Genomic DNA, 17,275 nt, shown 5'->3' with positions numbered 1-17,275 from the left:
CCCGACCTGCGTGTAGGCATCTCATATGACGCGTAGGGAAGTTCCCCGCGCCGACCTGCTGTCGCGGCTTCACGCACCAGCACGGTCGGTGTGGGCGAAGCATGATCGGGATGCCGACGGCTGGTTGCCGTTGTGGCGGCACATGGAGGATGCCGCTGCTGTTGCCGGTCTCCTCTGGGACCAGTGGCTGCCCGACAGCGTGCGGCGCTTGGTCGGTGAAGCCTTGCCCCGTGGCGAAGCAGACGGGCGCATCCTTGCCGTTTGGCTTGCCGGAGTGCACGACATCGGTAAGGCCACCCCCTCCTTCGCCTGCCAGGTCGATCAACTCGCCGATGTCATGCGGGAAAAGGGGCTCGACATGCGGTCCCGTGAGGCCATGGGGACCGATCGGCGGCTGGCGCCGCACGGGCTGGCCGGGCAGGTGCTGCTCGGTGAGTGGCTGGAGGAGCGGTACGGGTGGCTGCCGAAGCAGACCGGGCAGTTCACCGTCGCCGTGGGCGGGCATCATGGGGTGCCACCGGAGAACGGGCAGATCAAGGCCCTTTACGGGCATGACGAGTTGCTGCGTACCCCGGGGCCGAGCAACGCGGTGTGGCGGCGCGTCCAGGCCGAGTTGCTCGATGCCTGCGCCGAGCGCTTTGGCGTGGAGGAGAGGCTTCAGGCGTGGCGGGCGGTCAAGTTGCCGCAGCCCGCGCAGGTGTTGCTCACCGCTCTCGTCATCGTCTCCGACTGGATCGCCAGCAATCCCGACCTCTTCCCCTACTTTCCCGACGCCGCCTCCCGTAGTGGTGAGGAACGGCTCGCCGCCGCTTGGCGTGGGCTCGATCTGCCGGCGCCTTGGCGCGCGGAGGCGCCGGGTGGGGATATCGACGAGCTGTTCGCCGCTCGGTTCGGGCTCCCTGCGGAGGCCAAGGTGCGGCCTGTTCAGGAGGCCGCGGTGGACCTCGCCCGGGAGATGGATGCGCCCGGGCTGATGGTCATCGAGGCGCCGATGGGGGAGGGGAAGACTGAGGCGGCGCTTGCCGTCGCCGAGGTCTTCGCGGCCCGTTCGGGAGCCGGCGGGGTGTTCTTCGCGTTGCCGACGATGGCAACCGGCAATGCCATGTTTCCCCGATTACTGGAGTGGTTGGAGCGGCTGCCGTTCGGTCGAGGCTCGCGGCACTCCGTCCACCTGGCTCACTCCAAGGCCGCCCTCAACGAGGACTTCGCGGGGCTGTTGGCCAGTGGCGGCCGGGTTGCGGCCGTCGATGTCGATGCCCCAGCAGCGACGATGCCCCGGCGGCCGGGGGCAGACGTGTCGTTCGCGGGCGCCGAGTTGGTGGCACACGCCTGGCTGCGCGGTCGTAAGAAAGCGATGCTCGCCTCCTTCGTCGTCGGCACCGTCGACCAACTGCTCTTCGCCGGGCTGAAAAGCCGTCACCTTGCCCTTCGCCATCTGGCCGTCGCGGGCAAAGTCGTCGTGATCGACGAAGCGCACGCCTACGACACCTACATGAGCGTCTACCTCGACCGGGTGCTCGCCTGGCTCGGCGCCTACCGGGTCCCCGTGGTCGTGCTGTCCGCGACGCTCCCCGCCGCGCGCCGGCGCCAACTGGTCGAGGCATACTCCGGGAAGGGCGGCACACAGACCGACAGTTCGCCGGACGGCGCGTATCCGCTGCTCACCGCTGTCGTGCCCGGCGGTACCCCCGTCGCGCGTGCGCCCGCTGCCTCGGGCCGTACGACGGACGTTCGGCTGGAGCGCCTTGCGGACAGCCCGGAGGCGTTGGCCGATCGACTCGAAGCCGAGCTGGTGGACGGCGGGTGCGTTCTCGTCGTACGGAACACAGTCAAGCGCGTGCTGGAGACCGCCCGTGTGCTGCGGGAGAGGTTCGGCGACGAGGACGTCACCGTCGCCCACTCCTGCTTCGTCGACGTCGACCGGGCGGCCAAGGACCGTGATCTGCTGCGGCGGTTCGGTCCGCCGGGCAAGGCCACGGGGAGGCCTGAGCGTCGGCACATCGTGGTGGCCAGTCAGGTCGCCGAGCAGTCGCTGGACGTCGACTTCGACCTCCTCGTCAGCGATCTGTGCCCCGTGGACCTGCTGTTGCAACGTATGGGCCGACTGCACCGTCACCAGCGCGGGGAGCGGCCCGTACGGCTGCGCGCGGCCCGATGTCTCCTCACCGGTGCCGACTGGGACGCGGACGTACCCGCTCCGGTGCGCGGTTCGGTCGCCGTGTACGGGGCTTACGCGCTGCTGCGCTCGGCTGCCGTCCTGCTGCCGCATCTCGACGGTGGGCCACAACGCCCCGTACTGCTGCCCGACGACATCAGTCCGCTCGTGCAGGGCGCGTACGCCGAGGCCCCGGCCGTCCCTGAGCACTGGGCGCCGGCCCTGGAGCACGCGCGCGTGCGGTTCGAACGGCACCGGGGTGATCAGGCCGAGCGGGCGGCCGTGTTCCGGCTCGGCGAAGTCCAGCGGCCCGGGCGGCCGTTGTTCGGGTGGGTGGCGGCCGGGGTCGGCGACGCCGACGACACCCGGGCGGGGCGCGCCCAGGTCCGCGACAGCCGCGAGAGCCTGGAGGTCGTCGTCGTACAGCGGCGGGCCGATGGCGCTCTCGTCACCCTGCCGTGGCTGGAGGCGGACCGGAAGGGACGGCCGCGCGCTGGGCTCGAACTGCCGCAGGAGCAGGCGCCCACGTCGTTCGCGGCTCGTGCGGCGGCGAGTTGCGGGCTGCGGCTGCCCATCCAGTTCTCGTACGCCGAGACCCTCGACCAGGCCATCGCCCAACTGGAGCAGCTGTATGTGCCCGCCTGGCAGGGCAAGGACAGTCCCTGGCTCGCTGACCAGCTGATTCTTGCGCTCGATGAGGATTGTCAGACCCACCTGGCAGGCTTTGAACTCCGGTACAGCCGATCGGACGGTCTGGAGGTGACCCGTGAACGAAATGAATGAACTGCTCCTCGGCAGCGCGGCCGATGTTCCGTGCGTTCCGTCGTTCGACCTTACGGACCAGCCGTGGATCGGGGTCCTCCTGTGCGACGGCTCGCAGCACGAGCTGTCGCTGCGGCAGGTCTTCGCCGAGGCTCGCCAAGTGCGGCGCCTCGCGGGGGACTTGGCCACCCAGGAGTTCGCCCTCTTACGCCTGCTGCTGGCCGTCGCCCACGACGCCCTCGACGGCCCCCCTGACATCGAGACCTGGGGCGAACTCTGGGCCGACCCGGAGTGCTTCGCGCCGGTCGAGGCCTATCTGGACGCGCACCGCGAGCGCCTCGACCTGCTCCACCCCGCCACCCCGTTCTTCCAGACCGCCGGACTGCGGACGGCGAAGGACGAGGTCTTCTCACTCAACCGGATCGTGGCGGACGTACCCAATGGGGAGCCCTTCTTCACCGCGCGGATGCCCACCGTCGAACGGCTCACCTTCGCCGAGGCCGCCCGCTGGGTCGTCCACGCCCACGCCTACGACACCTCCGGCATCAAGTCCGGTGTCGTGGGCGACGACCGGGTCAAGAGCGGCAAGGTGTATCCGCTCGGCACGGGATGGGCCGGTGGCCTCGGTGGCGTCTTCGCCGAAGGGGACAACCTCCGCCAGACACTGCTGCTGAATCTCGTGGCTGCCGACACCGACGCCTTCGACTTCACGGCGGACGACCGGCCGGCCTGGCGCCGCGAACCGAGCCCTCCCGGCGGAGCCGAACGCGCGCCCACCGGACTGCGCGACCTGTACACCTGGCAGACGCGCCGACTGCGCCTCCATCACGAACTCCGCCACGACGAGGACGACAAGGACGACGAGGGCACCGTCACCGGCGTCGTCCTCGGTTACGGCGACCCGCTCGCCTCCCGGAACATGCACCGCCGCGAGCCGATGACCGCATGGCGGCGCAGCCCGGCCCAGGAGAAAAAGCTGCGCCGGTCGCCGGTCTATCTGCCCCGGGAGCACGACCCCGCCCGCTCGGCCTGGCGAGGCATCGCCTCCCTGGTCGCCGACCGCTCGGAGACCGTCCAGGGCACGGAAGCCGCCCCCTACCTGCGTCCCGGAATCCTGGAGTGGGTCGCCCGCCTGGTCACCGAGGGGGAACTGCCACGGGACTTCCTCATCCGGGCCCGTGTCATCGGCGCCAAGTACGGGACCCAGCAGTCCGTGATCGACGAGATCGCCGACGACCGGCTCACCATGCCCGTCGTACTGCTCCACCGCCAGGACCGTACGTACGCGCGGCAGGCGATCGGTGCCGCCGAGGACGCGGACCTGGCCGTACGGGCGCTCGGCGACCTCGCCACCGACCTCGCCCGTGCCACCGGCTCCGAGGGCGAGGGGGCGCGCTCCGCGGCACGCGAACTCGGGTTCACCGCACTGGAACACCAGTACCGCACCTGGATTGCCGCCCTGGCCGGCGCCGACGACCCGTTCGAACGGCGCAGCGCATGGCAGCGCGACGTCCACGGCATCGTCGGCGGCCTCGGGAACCGTCTCGTCGCGGAGGCGGGTGACGCCGCCTGGCAGGGCATGACGGTCACCGACAAGAAGGGTGCGCTGTGGCTCAACGCCGACCTGGCCGACAAATGGTTCCGCGCGCGCCTGGTCAAGGTCTTGGGCCACCCCTTCGACCGCGGTGAGCGCGACGCCGTGGACATGTCCCGGCCAGACCCGTTCCGGCCAGACCTGCCCCGGCCGGGTCCGCCCAGCAGCGAAGAAGACCGCGTCCCTTCCACGACCGGCACGGAGGCACCCGTATGACCATCACCACCACAGCCTCGTCCACGGTCGGTTCGGTCCGTACTCGGGTCGCCGAGCTGGCCGCGGCGCGCATCACACCGTGGCAGAACGGCTATCTGAGGGACAGCTCCAAGGACGTCGCCGCGCTCGCCCGGCTGCGCCGTGGCGCGGGCCGGGACGCAGGTGACCTGCCCGACCTGTGGGCGCTGGTCGACACCTCACCGCTGCACGCCCGCGTCGACGGCGTCCGGCCGCTCGGCGAGGAGGAACTCGTCCGCGCGGAGGACGCCCTGCACGCGGCCCTCACCCTCTGGGCGCTGCACCAGCAGTCCCGAGGCGTACGCATGCACCGACCCCACACCTACCAGCGGCCGACCGGACTGGGCGCGGCCGTACGGCGCCTGATGCTGCCGGACACGATCGACGAACCCGTCCTCAAGCGACTGGTCCGCGCAGGCACCGCACCGGACCTGACCGCCCTGTCCCAGCGACTGCGTGACCTGGTCGTCCTGCTGCGCCGCGCGGACGTCCCCCTCGACTACGGCCTGCTCGCCGGACAGCTCTACCAGTGGCAGTGGCCCGACGGAGCCGCCGTCGTCCGCCGCGAGTGGGGCCGTTCCTTCCACGCCTTCCGCCCCGACCAGGAACAGACCGCACAGATCCCTGGCCAGAGCCCCGACGACAGCGACAAGGACGCCCCGTGAACCGCATCTTCCTGGACGTACACGCTCTGCAGACCGTCCCGCCCAGCAACCTGAACCGCGACGACACGGGCGCACCGAAGACGGCTGTGTACGGTGGCGTGCCGCGCGCCCGGATCTCCAGCCAGGCGTGGAAACGGGCCACCCGCACGTACTTCGGCGACGAGCACCTGCTCGAACCGAGCGAACTCGGCGTGCGGACCAAGAAGGTCGTGGAAGTCGTCGCTCAGCGGATCACCGCACTCGATCCGGCCCTCAGCCGCGAGACGGCCCTCACGCTCGCCGACGAGACGGTGAAGGCCACCGGGCTGAAGACCGAGGTGCCCAAGCGGAAGGCCGACGCGGCCAAGGAAGCCGCCAAGGAAGCCGCTAAGGAAGCCGCTAAGGGAACGGCCGATGGAACGGGTACGGCATCCGCAGACGCCCCGGCGCCCGAGGCGAAGTACCTGGTCTTCCTCAGCGCCCGCCAGCTCGACGGTCTGGCCCGCCTCGCTCTCGACGGTGCCGCCGACATCACGGCGTTCCTCAGGGAGAAGGCGAACAAGGACCGGGCCAAGGAGATCGCGGACAGCCGCCACTCCGTCGACATCGCTCTCTTCGGCCGGATGGTGGCCGACGCCGCCGACTTCAACGTCGACGCGGCAGTGCAGGTCGCCCACGCCATCAGCGTCCACCGGGTGGAGAACGAGTCCGACTACTACACGGCCGTCGACGACGAGAACACCGAGGAGGAGACCGGCGCCGGAATGATCGGCACCGTCGACTTCAACTCCGCAACCCTCTACCGCTACGCCGCTCTCGGCGTCCACCAGCTCGCCGCCAACCTCGGCCAGGGACTGCGGGACGACGAACCGAGGAACGAACCGGTGCGCAGGGCGGTCGAGGCGTTCGTGCACAGCTTCGTCGCCTCCCTCCCCACCGGAAAGATCAACACCTTCGGCCACCACACCCTGCCCGACGCCGTCGTCGTCAAGCTCCGCACCACCCGCCCGATCAGCTTCGTCGCCGCCTTCGAGGAACCCGTCCGCGGCGACCAGGGCGGCCATGTACGGGAGGCCTCCGACCGGCTCGCCGCCTACATTCCGGACATCGAACGCGCCTACGGCGACCAGGAGTCCACCCTCACCTGGGTGCTGCGCGTCGGTCCCAACACCCTCAAACTCGCCGACCTCGGTACGGAGTCCGACACCCTGGGCGAGCTGGTCACGGCGGTGGGCCGCGCCGTCACCGAACGGCTGGAGAAGCCCGCGTGAGCAGCAGGGCCGTGGGCAACAGCGTGCTCGCCCTGCGGCTGGCGGGCCCCCTCCAGTCCTGGGGTGCCTCCTCCCGCTTCACCCGCCGTACGACCGAGTCCGCCCCCACCAAGAGCGGCGTCATCGGCCTGCTCGCCGCCGCGGCAGGAATCGAGCGCGGCGACGACACCGCGCTCGCGCCCCTGGCCGCCCTGCGGTTCGGCGTACGCATCGACCAACCCGGCACCCGCATCAGGGACTTCCAGACCGCGCACCACGGTGTCACCGGCAAGTCGATGCCGCTGTCGGAGCGTTACTACCTCGCGGACGCCGTGTTCGTCGCGGCGGTCGAGGGCGAGGGCGCGTTGCTCGTGCAGCTGTACGAGGCGCTCAGGTCCCCGGCGTACCCGCCCTTTCTCGGCCGTCGCTCCTGCCCGCCCGCCGAACGGATCGAGTTGGGCCTGTACGAGGGCACACGGCTGGAGGACGTACTCCGAGAGGTGCCGTGGCAGGCGTCCGCCTGGTATCGCAGACGGCACCGATCGCGTACGCGGGAGCCGTTGACGGTACTGCGGGAGGCGGCAGCCGGTGACGAGTACGCCGCCGCCGACACCCTGCGCGACCAGCCGCTCAGCTTCGCCGCCGCACACCGCCGCCACGCCCTGCGCACCGTCGTCACGACCACGGTGCCTGTACCGGTGCCGGTGGCGCGCGTTCCGGTGGGTGTCACGCGGCACGACCCGTTCGACGCCCTGCCTGATGCCCCGCCCGACACTCTGCCCGATGCTCTGGAGGAGGAGAGCAGTTGATGTTCCTCACCCGCTTCCGCGTGAACACCGCACGGCCAGGTTCCCGCCGTCTACTGTCCTCGCCGCAGGCCCTGCACGCGGCCGTCATGTCCTCGTTCCCCACCTTGCTGCCCACCGATGTGCCCACCCCGGACGCACCGCGGGTGCTGTGGCGCCTGGACCACGAGGCCCGTGCCCAGGTGCTGCTGTACGTCGTCAGCCCCGACCGCCCCGACCTGACCCACCTGGTAGAACAGGCGGGTTGGCCCGCGGCGGCGGCAGCCGATCCCCAGACACCCGGCTGGCAGACCAGGCCTTACGGGCCGCTCCTCGACAAGCTGTCCCAGGGAGACCGCTGGGCGTTCCGGCTCACCGCCAACCCGGTGCACACCACCCGCCGCAACGCCGCCGAGCCCCGCAAAATCACCGCCCATCTCACCCCCGTACACCAGATGGGCTGGCTGCTGGACCGCCAGGAGCAGTGCGGCTTCCGCATCCTGGAGAAGGCGGACGGCAAGCGGCTGCTGCCCGGCGGTACGACGCACCAGGGCAAACACGAGCACCACGGCGACCGGTACGAGCTGTCTGTCCGCGACCACAAGGGCCTCTCCTTCGACAAGTCGAGGGGTACGGACGGGCAGCGGAAGAGCCGGTCGGTCACCCTCGTCGCCGTCACCTTCGACGGACGGCTCGAAGTCACCGACCCCGATGCTCTGCGCCGCACGCTCACCCAGGGCATAGGCCGGGCCAAGGCGTACGGCTGCGGCCTCCTCACCCTGGCACCCCTCACCCCACGCCAGGCACCATGACCACGATCTCCCAGCGCGCCGCACTGACGCCGCGACAACTCACCCGCGCCGCCGACCGCATCTCCTTCATCTACCTGGAGCGATGCACCGTCCACCGGGACGCGAACGCCATCACCGCCCAGGACGCCGAAGGCACCACTCACATCCCGTCGGCGACCATCGGCACGCTCCTGCTCGGCCCGGGGACGCGCATCACCCACCAGGCGATGAGCGTCCTCGGCGAAACGGGAGCGGCCGTGTGCTGGGTCGGTGAGCGAGGTGTGCGGTACTACGCGTCAGGCCGCGCCCTCAGTCGCTCCTCGGCCCTCATGGAAGCGCAGGCCCGCCAGTGGGCCAATGCACGCAGCCGCCTCGCCGTGGCCCGCGCGATGTACCGGCTCCGCTTCCCCGACGAGGACCCGGCCGGCCTGACCCGACACGAACTCCTGGGCCACGAGGGACGCCGGGTCAAGGACTGCTACCGCGCCCAGGCCGCCCGAACGGGCGTCCCCTGGCGTGGCCGCCAGTACACCCCCGGCGACTTCACCACCGGAGACGCCGTCAACCAGGCCATCACGGCGGCAGCACAGTGCATGTACGGCATCGCCCACGCCGTCGTCACATCGCTGGGCTGCAGCCCAGCGCTCGGCTTCGTCCACTCAGGCCATGAACTGTCCTTCGTGCTGGACATCGCGGACCTCTACAAGACGGAGATCGGTATCCCACTGGCTTTCGACGTCGCGGCAGAGGACGAGGAGGACACGGGCCCACGCACGCGCCGAGCGTTGCGTGACCGCATCAACGAGACCTCGCTGCTGGAACGCTGCGTGGAGGACATCAAGCACTTGCTGCTGCCGGGAGAGGTTGGGGCGACGGACTCGGACCCTGGCGCCGACCGGGACGTGGTCACGCTCCAGAGCGATGGTGGCCGCGAAGTCCCCTCCGGCTTCAACTACGACGGCCCGTCGGACGATTACGAACGGGTGAGCTGGTGACCGTCATCGTCCTCACCAATTGCCCGGCGGGACTCCGGGGCTTCCTCACGCGTTGGCTGCTGGAAATCTCGGCGGGCGTGTTCGTGGGCAATCCGTCGGCCCGCATCCGCGAGGTGCTGTGGCAGGAAGTCCAGCAGTGCGCGGACCAGGGGCGCGCCCTACTGGCCCACACGACCAACTCCGAACAGGGCTTCACCTTCTTGACGCACGATCATGCGTGGCACCCCGTCGACTACGACGGGGCAACGCTGATCCAACGACCTGATCCGAAACCTCCGTCAACGGAGGCGAGCCGACCGACTTCTGCGCCTTCGGGGTGGAGCGGGGCGGCTAGACGGCGGCGGTTTGGCAGAGGGTGAGGGAAATTATGGAGATACAGGTTATTTGTCAGGCTCGGCGAAAGTACTCCGGAACCGATCTCGCCTGAGCTAAAGCACCAGGTCATACAGTCTGCTCCCCGCACCCGCGGGGATGCCCCCCAGAAGCTCAGCGGCATGGAGCACAGCACCCCCTGCTCCCCGCACCCGCGGGGATGCCCCCAGCACGACGATCACGATCCTTGTGCGCACCGACTGCTCCCCGCACCCGCGGGGATGCCCCCCACAGAAGTGCTGCGGATACGGGAGTACCCGGTGCCGGAGAAGTGCTCCGGCACCGGTAAGGGAGCTGGTCCCGAGGGGCCGCCCAAGGCGGGTGGGAGACAGCCCCGACCGTCAGTACCCCACCCGAAACGTAGCGTCCTGCCGCTCAGTAGCCGTAGACACCGGATCGATCCGCAGCACGTAATTCGAGTGCCGTATATACCGCGTCGGGTTGTTGTACGACCGGAAAGACGCCCACGAGCTGTCCGCCAACCCCGCCGTCCGATAAAACGTCGCATCCCCCGCGAACGTCGACGTGCCGTCGTTCACGTCGAGTTGGAGGGCGTAGTTGTAGTGCCGGAGATAGCGGGTCGGGTAGTTCACCGACTGGAACGAGACGCCCGTGCTGTCGGCCAGGCCCGGGACCAGTTTCCACTCCGAGTCCGTGTACAGGTCGAAGGGGTACTCGTCGATGCGGCCGACGAAGCCGGCATGGCGGACGTAACGCGCCGGGTAGTTGTACGACTTGAGGCGGTTCCAGGCCGGGGCGCCCCACTTCGCCAGCAGGTTGTTGTACTCGGTCGTCGTGATCGTCGCGATGCCGCAGTGCTTGGAGTTGACCGGCTGCGTGTACGTCTTCTGGTCCAGCGCCGTCCAGGTGCCGGAGGCCAGGCTGGAACTCTGCCAGGCGTAGAAGACGCCGTTCGGTGTGTACGTGTCTCCCCAGAGGAACCAGTTCTCAGACGTCAGTGACTTGAAGACCGTCGGCGCCTCCGTGCCCCCGTGCGCCACCCCCGCGCTGTACTCCGTGAAGCTGCCCGGGTCGAGGGACGTCGAGCGTGCCGACACCAGCGTTTGGTTCTTCTTGTAGAAGAGGTAGGAGTAGCCGTTGACTCCTACCGCCATGTTGCCGTCGATCACGTCGTAGCCCGGGTCGAAGAACACCTGCGGTGCCGACGCCGTCACGAAGTCGCTCGTGTAGTTCACCATGATCACGTTGTGGCCGCTGGAGTTCACCGACGAGTAGATCACCGCGTACTGGCCCCGCCCCGCGTCCCAGAACGCCTCGGGTGCCCAGCTGTGGGTCGTCATGTCGTGCAGTTTCAGGCGGCGGTAGCCGGTGAAGGTGCGCAGGTCGGCCGAGTCCCAGACGTGGATGTACTGGCTGTTGTACGACCAGTCCGTGCCCTTGAGGTCGGTGGCGATGACGACGAACGTGCCGTCCTGCTTCCGCATGAGGAACGGGTCCCGCAGGCCGAGCGCGCCCGCGGTCGGAGTGACCACGGGGTCGTTCTGGTTCAGCGGCGTCCAGTTGAGCGAGTCCGTGCTGACGGCCAGGTGGAGGCCGTAGTCCGTGCCCAGCCCGAGGCTCGTCGACTCGGTGAAGTAGCACATCACGTACGCCGAGTCGGCCGCGTGGGCCGTGCCGGCGCCCAGGGTCATCACACCGGACATGGCCAGGGGGGTAGTTGCTGCCATGCCGAGGAAGAGGCGGCGGGACGGCTGGGGTCTTGCGCTCATCTTTGTCTCCAAGCGGGTGCGGGGACTTGAAGTACGCAGCCAGGATGGCTAATTGGCCGAAATTTCGAACGCGGTTCGGAAAGTCGATCAGAAGGTAGATCGCACCACCGTGCTCGTCAATCACTCCGGCGATGCTGTGGGGATTCTTTGCGCACAAACCTCTGTGCTCGTCGCGAGTCACCCGGGGCGTCTTGAACCCGCCTGCTCCTCATGAAGGTTGTGCAATGCCCTCTCGCTCAGTAAGTCGCAAAGTGCTCCGCGCGGCCTCGGCCCTGGCCCTGGCCGTCACCACCGGACTGACCGCCCTGGTCGCCCTGCCCGCCACCGCCGGTGCCGCGGAACCGGCGGCCACCGTGACGAGGGGCCCTGATGGCGTCTCCTTCGTCTACAGCCGGGTCAGACCAACAAGGTGAAGGTCGACGCGACGATGGACGGCGGCATGTCACTCTCTCTCTACTTCACCATCGACGACGTGGTTCCGATCGAGGCCCCCGGGGACTCCTGCCGCTACCCCGACCCCGCAGACCGCACCAAAGTCTTCTGTGACCTGTACGCCTATGCCAGCACCGAGGAGTATGTGGCGCTGACCATGAAACTCGGCGACGGCAACGACACCGTCACCGTCAACAGGCACGCTGATCAGGGCATGTACGCAGTCGCGATCGACCTGGGCACCGGAAACGACAGTTCGATCCAGACCGGCGGTATCGACGGCAACCTGGTCTACGGCGGACCTGGCAACGACAACATCACCGAGCGCGGCAAGGGGTGCGTCTGGGGCCAGGACGGCAAGGACACCATCTCCGTCGACGGCGAGGGAAGCCGAGCGGACGGCGGCACGGGCAACGACCTCATCTATGGAGGCGCGGGCCGGCAGACCCTGACCGGGGGCGACGACATCGACACGGTCCGCGGCGGCACCGGCAACGACCTGATCTACGGCAGCCCCGGCAACGACATCCTTTACGGCAACAGCGGCGCCGACGCCCTCTACGGCAACAGCGGCAACGACAAGCTGTACGGCGGTCCCGGCAAGGACACCCTCAGCGGCGGCCCCGGCCGCAACGTCGTCCACCAGGACTGACGCCCACGCCGCCTGCTGGACGCCAGTCCCTCGTACCCCGGGCCCCCGCCCCCGTACGCCCGTCCCCCGCCCCCTTCCGGCCGGGGACGGACCCCGTATCGGAGTACGATGATCCGACCCCCGGCGGAGTACCCGGCGGCGGGTTCCGTAGCTGAGGAGATGCGTGACCGTGGCTGCCCGACGGCTTCCCTCATCGGTCTGGGTCACCGGTCTGACCGTGGGCGCGGTCGCTGTCGTCGCCGTACTGGCCGTCAAGGCCGAACAGGGTCCGCAGCCCCACGCCACCGCCGCCGCCAGGCCCAGCGCTTCCGCCTCCGCGCAGCCCTCCGCCAAGCCCAGCCAGGCCGCCGCGCCGGCCGTGCCGGACGGGTCGGGGACCGGGCGGCGGGTCGTCTACTCGCTCGGGCAGAAGCGGGTCTGGCTCGTTGACGCGAGCGAGCAGACGCGGCGTACGTTCGTGGTGTGGCCTGGCTCGGTGAGCCCGGAGCCGGGGACGTACTCGGTCGGGCAGCGGGACGAGGCCCGTACCGGCTCCGACGGCGTCGCCATCGAGCACGTCATGTTCTTCGCCACCGGCTCCGGGCTCTCGATCGCCTTCTCCAACGCCGTCGACGGCGCCTCACCGCAGCCCGTGTCCGGCGTCCAGACGGGCGGTATCCGCATGTCCAAGGCGGACGGCACCGCCCTGTGGGCCTTCGGGGACACGGGGACCGCGGTGACGGTCGTCAAGTAGGCCTATAGACAGCGCCGCTCCCTACACCTGGGACCGGTCCTCGGCCTGCGAGGTCTTCGAGGTCGCCGCACCCACCGGCAGATGGATCACCAGCAGCACCAGCCCGCTCAGCAGGAACACCCGCGTCGCCGCGTCCAGCCCGTTCCAGTCGCCCGACTGCCACATCGCGAACCACTCACCGCCGATCGCGATGAAACCGGCGCCGAACAGCAGCATCAGCATCAGCAGGCCGTACGTCGAGACGCGCCGCGCCTGTTCGAGGTCGCGGCGGACCCACAGCCACGTACCGGCGATGAGCACGAGCGCCGCGACCGTCTCCCACGCGATGATCACCACGTACGCCGTGTCCTGGAGGCCCTTGGACGTGATGGCTCTCCACATCAGGTCGTCGTCCTTGAACGTGGTGTCCATCGCGAGGACATGGCGCACGAACTGCTGGTTCGAGTCGAAGTCGGTGATGTTCCCGAGCGCGACCAGGGCTATGTAGAGGGCGACCGTCGCCGTCAGCAGGGTCGCGGCGAGGGTGAGCGCGGAGTGGGTGGGCCGGGCAGTACGGGTGGGGTGGGGGGTACCTGTTGTGGTCATGCGACCACTCTATGGATCGGCTCCGGCGCCGTCTCCCCGTTACCCGTCCGGGAGTTGGGCCAGACTGTGTACGTCCCACATACGCCCCACAAACGTCCCGCGCAGGCCCACGTACGCCCCACGAGACTCGCCCCGACACGAGGAGACCCACGGATGCCCCAGGCCGCGCGGCCGTCGATGCGGCAGCTGATCGAGCAGCGCAGACGCGCCGGTTTCGTCGGCCGGGGTGCCGAACGGGCCGCGTTCCGGGCCAACTTCGAGCTGCCCCCGGACGACGAACGCCACCGCTTCCGCTTCCATGTGCACGGCAACGCCGGAGTCGGAAAGACCTTCCTGGTACGGGAGTTGGAGCAGCAGGCCAAGGAACGCGGCGCGCTCACCGCGTACGTCGACGAGGGCATCGGCAGTGTGCCGGAGGCACTGGCGGTGATGTGCCGTCAGTTCGCGGCCCAGGGACGGCGGTTCAAGGAGCTGGAGCGGCTGCTCGCGGCCCATCGGGAGCGGCGGCACGAGGCCGAGTCCGCCGTCGCCAGCCTCGAAAGCCTTGAACCGCAGTCCGAGAGTCCCTCCGCCGGGAGTCTCACAGCCGCCCGGATGGGGCTCGTCGGCGCCGGACTCATTCCCGTCGTCGGACCGTTCGCCGGCGCTCTCGACGCCGACCGGATCGCCCAGGGCGCCGACCGGGTGCGGGCCGGGATCGCCGCCCGGCTGCGCAACCAGGACGACGTCCAGCTCGTCCTCGCACCCGAGCGCGTCCTCACCCCGGTGCTGCTCGCCGAGCTGGACGGCATCTGCACCGCCGTGCCCTGGATCGTCCTGTTCCTCGACACGTACGAGCGCACCGGGCCGTTCCTCGACGGCTGGCTGCACGACATCATGACCACCGACCGCTACGGCGATCTCTCCTTCCCCTCCAACCTCGTCCTCGTCACCGCAGGTCAGCGGCCCTTCGACACCGGACGCTGGGGAGGCTTCGCCGACTTCGTCACCGAGGTGCCGCTCGGGCCGTTCACGGAGGCCGAGGCGCGCGGACTGCTCGCCGACAAGGGCGTGACGGCCGAGCCGGTCGTCGAGGAGGTGCTGCGGCTCACCGGCGGGCTGCCGGTGCTGGTGTCGACCCTCGCCGAGGCCCGGCCCACAGATCCGGACGACGTCGGTGATCCCAGTGCGACCGCCGTGGGGCGGTTCCTGAAGTGGGAGCCCGATCCCGTGCGCCAGGCCGCCGCCCTCGCCTGCGCACTGCCCCGCCGGCTGGACGCGGACATCTTCCGGGCCGCCCTCCCGGCCCCCGTGCAGCCGGGCGACGAGACCGAACTCGACCTGCTCTTCGGGTGGTTGAGGTCGCTGCCGTTCGTGAGCGACCGAGGCGACCGGATCCAGTACCACGATGTCGTCCGGGCGCCCATGCTCCGACTCCAGCGCCGCCGCTCCCCGCGCCGCTGGGCCGAGCAGCACACCGGCCTCGCCGACACCTTCGCCGGCTGGCGCGCCGAGGCCGAAGCGCCGCTCCCCGCCGACGAGTTGTGGGCGACGGAGGAGTGGCGGGAGCTGCGGCTGGCGGAGTCGTACCACCTGCTGTGCGCGTCCCCGCGTACCGCGCTGCCCGTCGTCCTGCGGGACGTCGTCGACGCCTGCGACCACGGGGAGGTGGTCGCCCGGCGGTGGGCGCACGTGCTGGTCGAGGCGGGCGACGACAACGAGACGCCGCACGTCGCCAGTTGGGGCCGTGATCTCATCGAGGCGCTCACAAGCAGCGGAGAGGACAGCGACGGCGGAGTGCTCGGCGCCCTCGCCCTGCTGCTCGGCAAGGGCGGCCTCGACGCGCACGGCCAGGCCGTCGCACGCATGCTGCGCGGGCGCGAACTGCGCATGGGCCGGGAGTACGAGAAGGCCCTAGCCGAGTACGAACAGGCCGTCGCCCTCGATCCCGGGCTGGAGCGCGCCTACTACGGCCGGGGCGTCACCCACGCCGAACAGCGCGACTACGCCGCCGCCATCACCGACCTCGACCGGGCCGACGAACTGGCCCCCGACACCGCCCGCATCCTCTTCGTACGCGGCGACTACCACCGCATCCTCGGCCACCACGAGGAAGCCGTCCGCGATCTGGACCGGGCCGTCGTGCTCGGCCCCGATCTGGCCGGCGCCTGGGCCTCCCGCGGGGTCACCCGGCACGGCACCGGCGACACCGAGCACGCCCTCGCCGACCTCGACCGGGCCCTCGAACTGGACCCCGAGCACGTGTGGGCGCTGGTCCGGCGGGCCCGCGTGCACCGCTCGCGCGGGGAGCGGGACGGTCAACTCGCCGATCTGGACCGGGCGGTGGTCCTCGGCCCCGAGCTGGCCTGGGTCGCGTGCGAGCGCGGTGACGCGCTCCGGGTCGCCGACCGCGACGCCGATGCCCTCGCCGACTACGACCGCGCCCTCGAACTCGACCCGGCCTACGCGTCGGCGTACGCCAGCCGGGGTGTCTCCCGCAGCCGACTCGGGCGCAACGAGGGGGCGTTGGCCGATCTCGACAAGGCGCTGGAGCTGTATCCGTCGTACGCGTGGGCGCTGGTGCAGCGGTCGGTGGTGCACCGGCGGGTCGACGGCTACGAGGCGTCGTACGAAGACGCCGACAGGGCAGTGGAGTTGGAGCCGGAGAGCGCCTGGGCGCTGTGGAACCGGGGCGAGGCGCTGCGCTGTCTGGGCCGGTTCGAGGAGGCGCGCGCCGACCTGGACCGGGCGCTCGCGCTGGCCCCGGACAGCGTGTGGGCGATCGGCTGCCGGGGCGCCGTACTGCACGAACTGCGCCTGTACGGCGAGGCGTTGGCCGACCTGGACCGGGCGGTCGCGCTCGATCCGGACGGGGCCTGGCATCTGATGCGCCGGATCATGACCCTGCTGGCGGTGGGCCGCCCCGAGGACGCCCGTACCGACCTCGCCCGCTTCCTGGTGATCGGCGACGACCTGGCCTGGGCGCACCACACCCTCGCGCAGATCCATCTCCTGGACGGGCGCCCCGAGGACGCGGCGGCGGCGCTCGCGGAGGCCGCGCGGCACGGACTGGTGGAGCCGGCCGGGCTGGAGGAACTGGCTCGTACCGCACGGCAGTCGGGGGAGTGGGGAGCCGCCCGGGAGACGGCGGACCGGATGCGCGACCTGCACGAGGCCGGCGGCGCCTTCTGTCTCGCCCTCGCGGTCGGCGGGGAGCGGGGCCCGGAGGCCGCCCGCCCGCTCTGGCACGAGGCACACCGGCTGGCCTCCGGCTGGGACCTGACCGAGGGCGCCTCCGACTTCCTGCACGCGGTGATCGCGGCGGGCCTCGGCGACTGGGCCGACCTGGACGAACGCCTCGCCAGCCTGCTCACGGGGACACGGGAGTGGGCCGACGTGGCCTGGCTGGCCGACCTGCTGGGCGAGCTGGCGGCGGCCCCGGACGTGCCGCCGGCGGACGGCGAGCGGATCGCCGTACGGCTGGCACGGGTCCGGGAGGCGGGGGAGCGGATCAGGCGGCGGTACGCCGCGTGAAGGCGACGTAATGCATGCGTAGGGGATATGCGAGGGCATGTGGGGATG

Annotated in this window: 14 protein-coding genes; 12 read left to right on the top strand and 2 right to left on the bottom strand. The window is 70.4% G+C overall.

From position 1 onward, the window contains the following. Positions 1-25: 25 nt before the first annotated feature. The 8 genes from cas3 to cas2e are packed head-to-tail and all read left to right on the top strand — an operon-like array spanning position 26 to position 9,569. Positions 26-2,938 (top strand): CRISPR-associated helicase Cas3', encoded by a 2,913-nt coding sequence (gene cas3, locus ACWDR4_RS27050; RefSeq protein WP_450412470.1) that lies wholly within the window; start codon positions 26-28, stop codon positions 2,936-2,938. Then, on the top strand, positions 2,931-4,727 hold the full coding sequence (gene casA, locus ACWDR4_RS27045; RefSeq protein WP_450412530.1) for a type I-E CRISPR-associated protein Cse1/CasA: 1,797 nt from the start codon (positions 2,931-2,933) through the stop codon (positions 4,725-4,727). Before cas3 ends, casA begins: the two co-directional genes overlap by 8 nt. After that, the gene (gene casB / locus ACWDR4_RS27040) at positions 4,724-5,410 is read left to right on the top strand and encodes a type I-E CRISPR-associated protein Cse2/CasB (RefSeq protein ID WP_450412468.1); all 687 of its coding nucleotides are present in this window, start codon (positions 4,724-4,726) and stop codon (positions 5,408-5,410) included. The genes casA and casB overlap by 4 nt, the downstream gene beginning before the upstream one ends. After that, complete coding sequence (gene cas7e, locus ACWDR4_RS27035; RefSeq protein ID WP_450412467.1) at positions 5,407-6,660, top strand: type I-E CRISPR-associated protein Cas7/Cse4/CasC; 1,254 nt, start codon at positions 5,407-5,409, stop codon at positions 6,658-6,660. Before casB ends, cas7e begins: the two co-directional genes overlap by 4 nt. Further along, positions 6,657-7,448, top strand: a complete 792-nt coding sequence (gene cas5e, locus ACWDR4_RS27030) for a type I-E CRISPR-associated protein Cas5/CasD (RefSeq protein WP_450412466.1) — start codon at positions 6,657-6,659, stop codon at positions 7,446-7,448. The genes cas7e and cas5e overlap by 4 nt, the downstream gene beginning before the upstream one ends. Beyond that, positions 7,448-8,236: a type I-E CRISPR-associated protein Cas6/Cse3/CasE gene (gene cas6e, locus ACWDR4_RS27025; RefSeq protein ID WP_450412464.1), complete on the top strand. Its 789-nt coding sequence runs from the start codon at positions 7,448-7,450 to the stop codon at positions 8,234-8,236. The genes cas5e and cas6e overlap by 1 nt, the downstream gene beginning before the upstream one ends. After that, complete coding sequence (gene cas1e, locus ACWDR4_RS27020) at positions 8,233-9,210, top strand: type I-E CRISPR-associated endonuclease Cas1e (RefSeq protein ID WP_450412462.1); 978 nt, start codon at positions 8,233-8,235, stop codon at positions 9,208-9,210. Before cas6e ends, cas1e begins: the two co-directional genes overlap by 4 nt. Further along, the gene (gene cas2e, locus ACWDR4_RS27015; protein ID WP_450412461.1) at positions 9,207-9,569 is read left to right on the top strand and encodes a type I-E CRISPR-associated endoribonuclease Cas2e; all 363 of its coding nucleotides are present in this window, start codon (positions 9,207-9,209) and stop codon (positions 9,567-9,569) included. Before cas1e ends, cas2e begins: the two co-directional genes overlap by 4 nt. A 354-nt stretch (positions 9,570-9,923) precedes the next feature. Here cas2e and ACWDR4_RS27010 read toward each other — a convergent pair whose 3' ends face one another. Next, on the bottom strand, positions 9,924-11,312 hold the full coding sequence (locus ACWDR4_RS27010) for a glycoside hydrolase family 43 protein (protein ID WP_450412459.1): 1,389 nt from the start codon (positions 11,310-11,312) through the stop codon (positions 9,924-9,926). 251 nt (positions 11,313-11,563) lie between these two features. Here ACWDR4_RS27010 and ACWDR4_RS27005 point away from each other — a divergent pair, with 251 nt between their 5' ends. The 3 genes from ACWDR4_RS27005 (at position 11,564) to ACWDR4_RS26995 (ending at position 13,129) form a co-directional block, all read left to right on the top strand. Beyond that, complete coding sequence (locus ACWDR4_RS27005) at positions 11,564-11,725, top strand: hypothetical protein (protein ID WP_450412458.1); 162 nt, start codon at positions 11,564-11,566, stop codon at positions 11,723-11,725. 26 nt (positions 11,726-11,751) lie between these two features. Continuing rightward, positions 11,752-12,396 (top strand): calcium-binding protein, encoded by a 645-nt coding sequence (locus ACWDR4_RS27000; protein WP_450412456.1) that lies wholly within the window; start codon positions 11,752-11,754, stop codon positions 12,394-12,396. A gap of 163 nt (positions 12,397-12,559) precedes the next feature. Next, positions 12,560-13,129, top strand: coding sequence for a hypothetical protein (locus ACWDR4_RS26995; protein WP_450412454.1), 570 nt, complete (start codon positions 12,560-12,562; stop codon positions 13,127-13,129). Positions 13,130-13,150: 21 nt separating this feature from the next. On the opposite strand, the gene ACWDR4_RS26990 is transcribed toward ACWDR4_RS26995, so the two are convergent. After that, a complete protein-coding gene (locus ACWDR4_RS26990) occupies positions 13,151-13,714 on the bottom strand; it encodes a DUF2165 domain-containing protein (RefSeq protein ID WP_450412452.1) in 564 nt (187 codons plus the stop codon). Between the two features lie 153 nt (positions 13,715-13,867). Between ACWDR4_RS26990 and ACWDR4_RS26985 the strand changes: the two genes are divergently transcribed. Next, positions 13,868-17,227 carry a tetratricopeptide repeat protein gene (locus ACWDR4_RS26985; RefSeq protein WP_450412450.1) on the top strand — a complete coding sequence of 1,120 codons (3,360 nt, stop codon included), beginning with the start codon at positions 13,868-13,870 and terminating at the stop codon, positions 17,225-17,227. The last annotated feature ends 48 nt before the right edge of the window (positions 17,228-17,275 follow it).

Source organism: Streptomyces sp. NPDC000878, assembly GCF_053599695.1.
The sequence above is the reverse complement of the archived record's forward strand: the minus strand, read 5'-3'. Positions and strand labels throughout refer to the sequence as shown.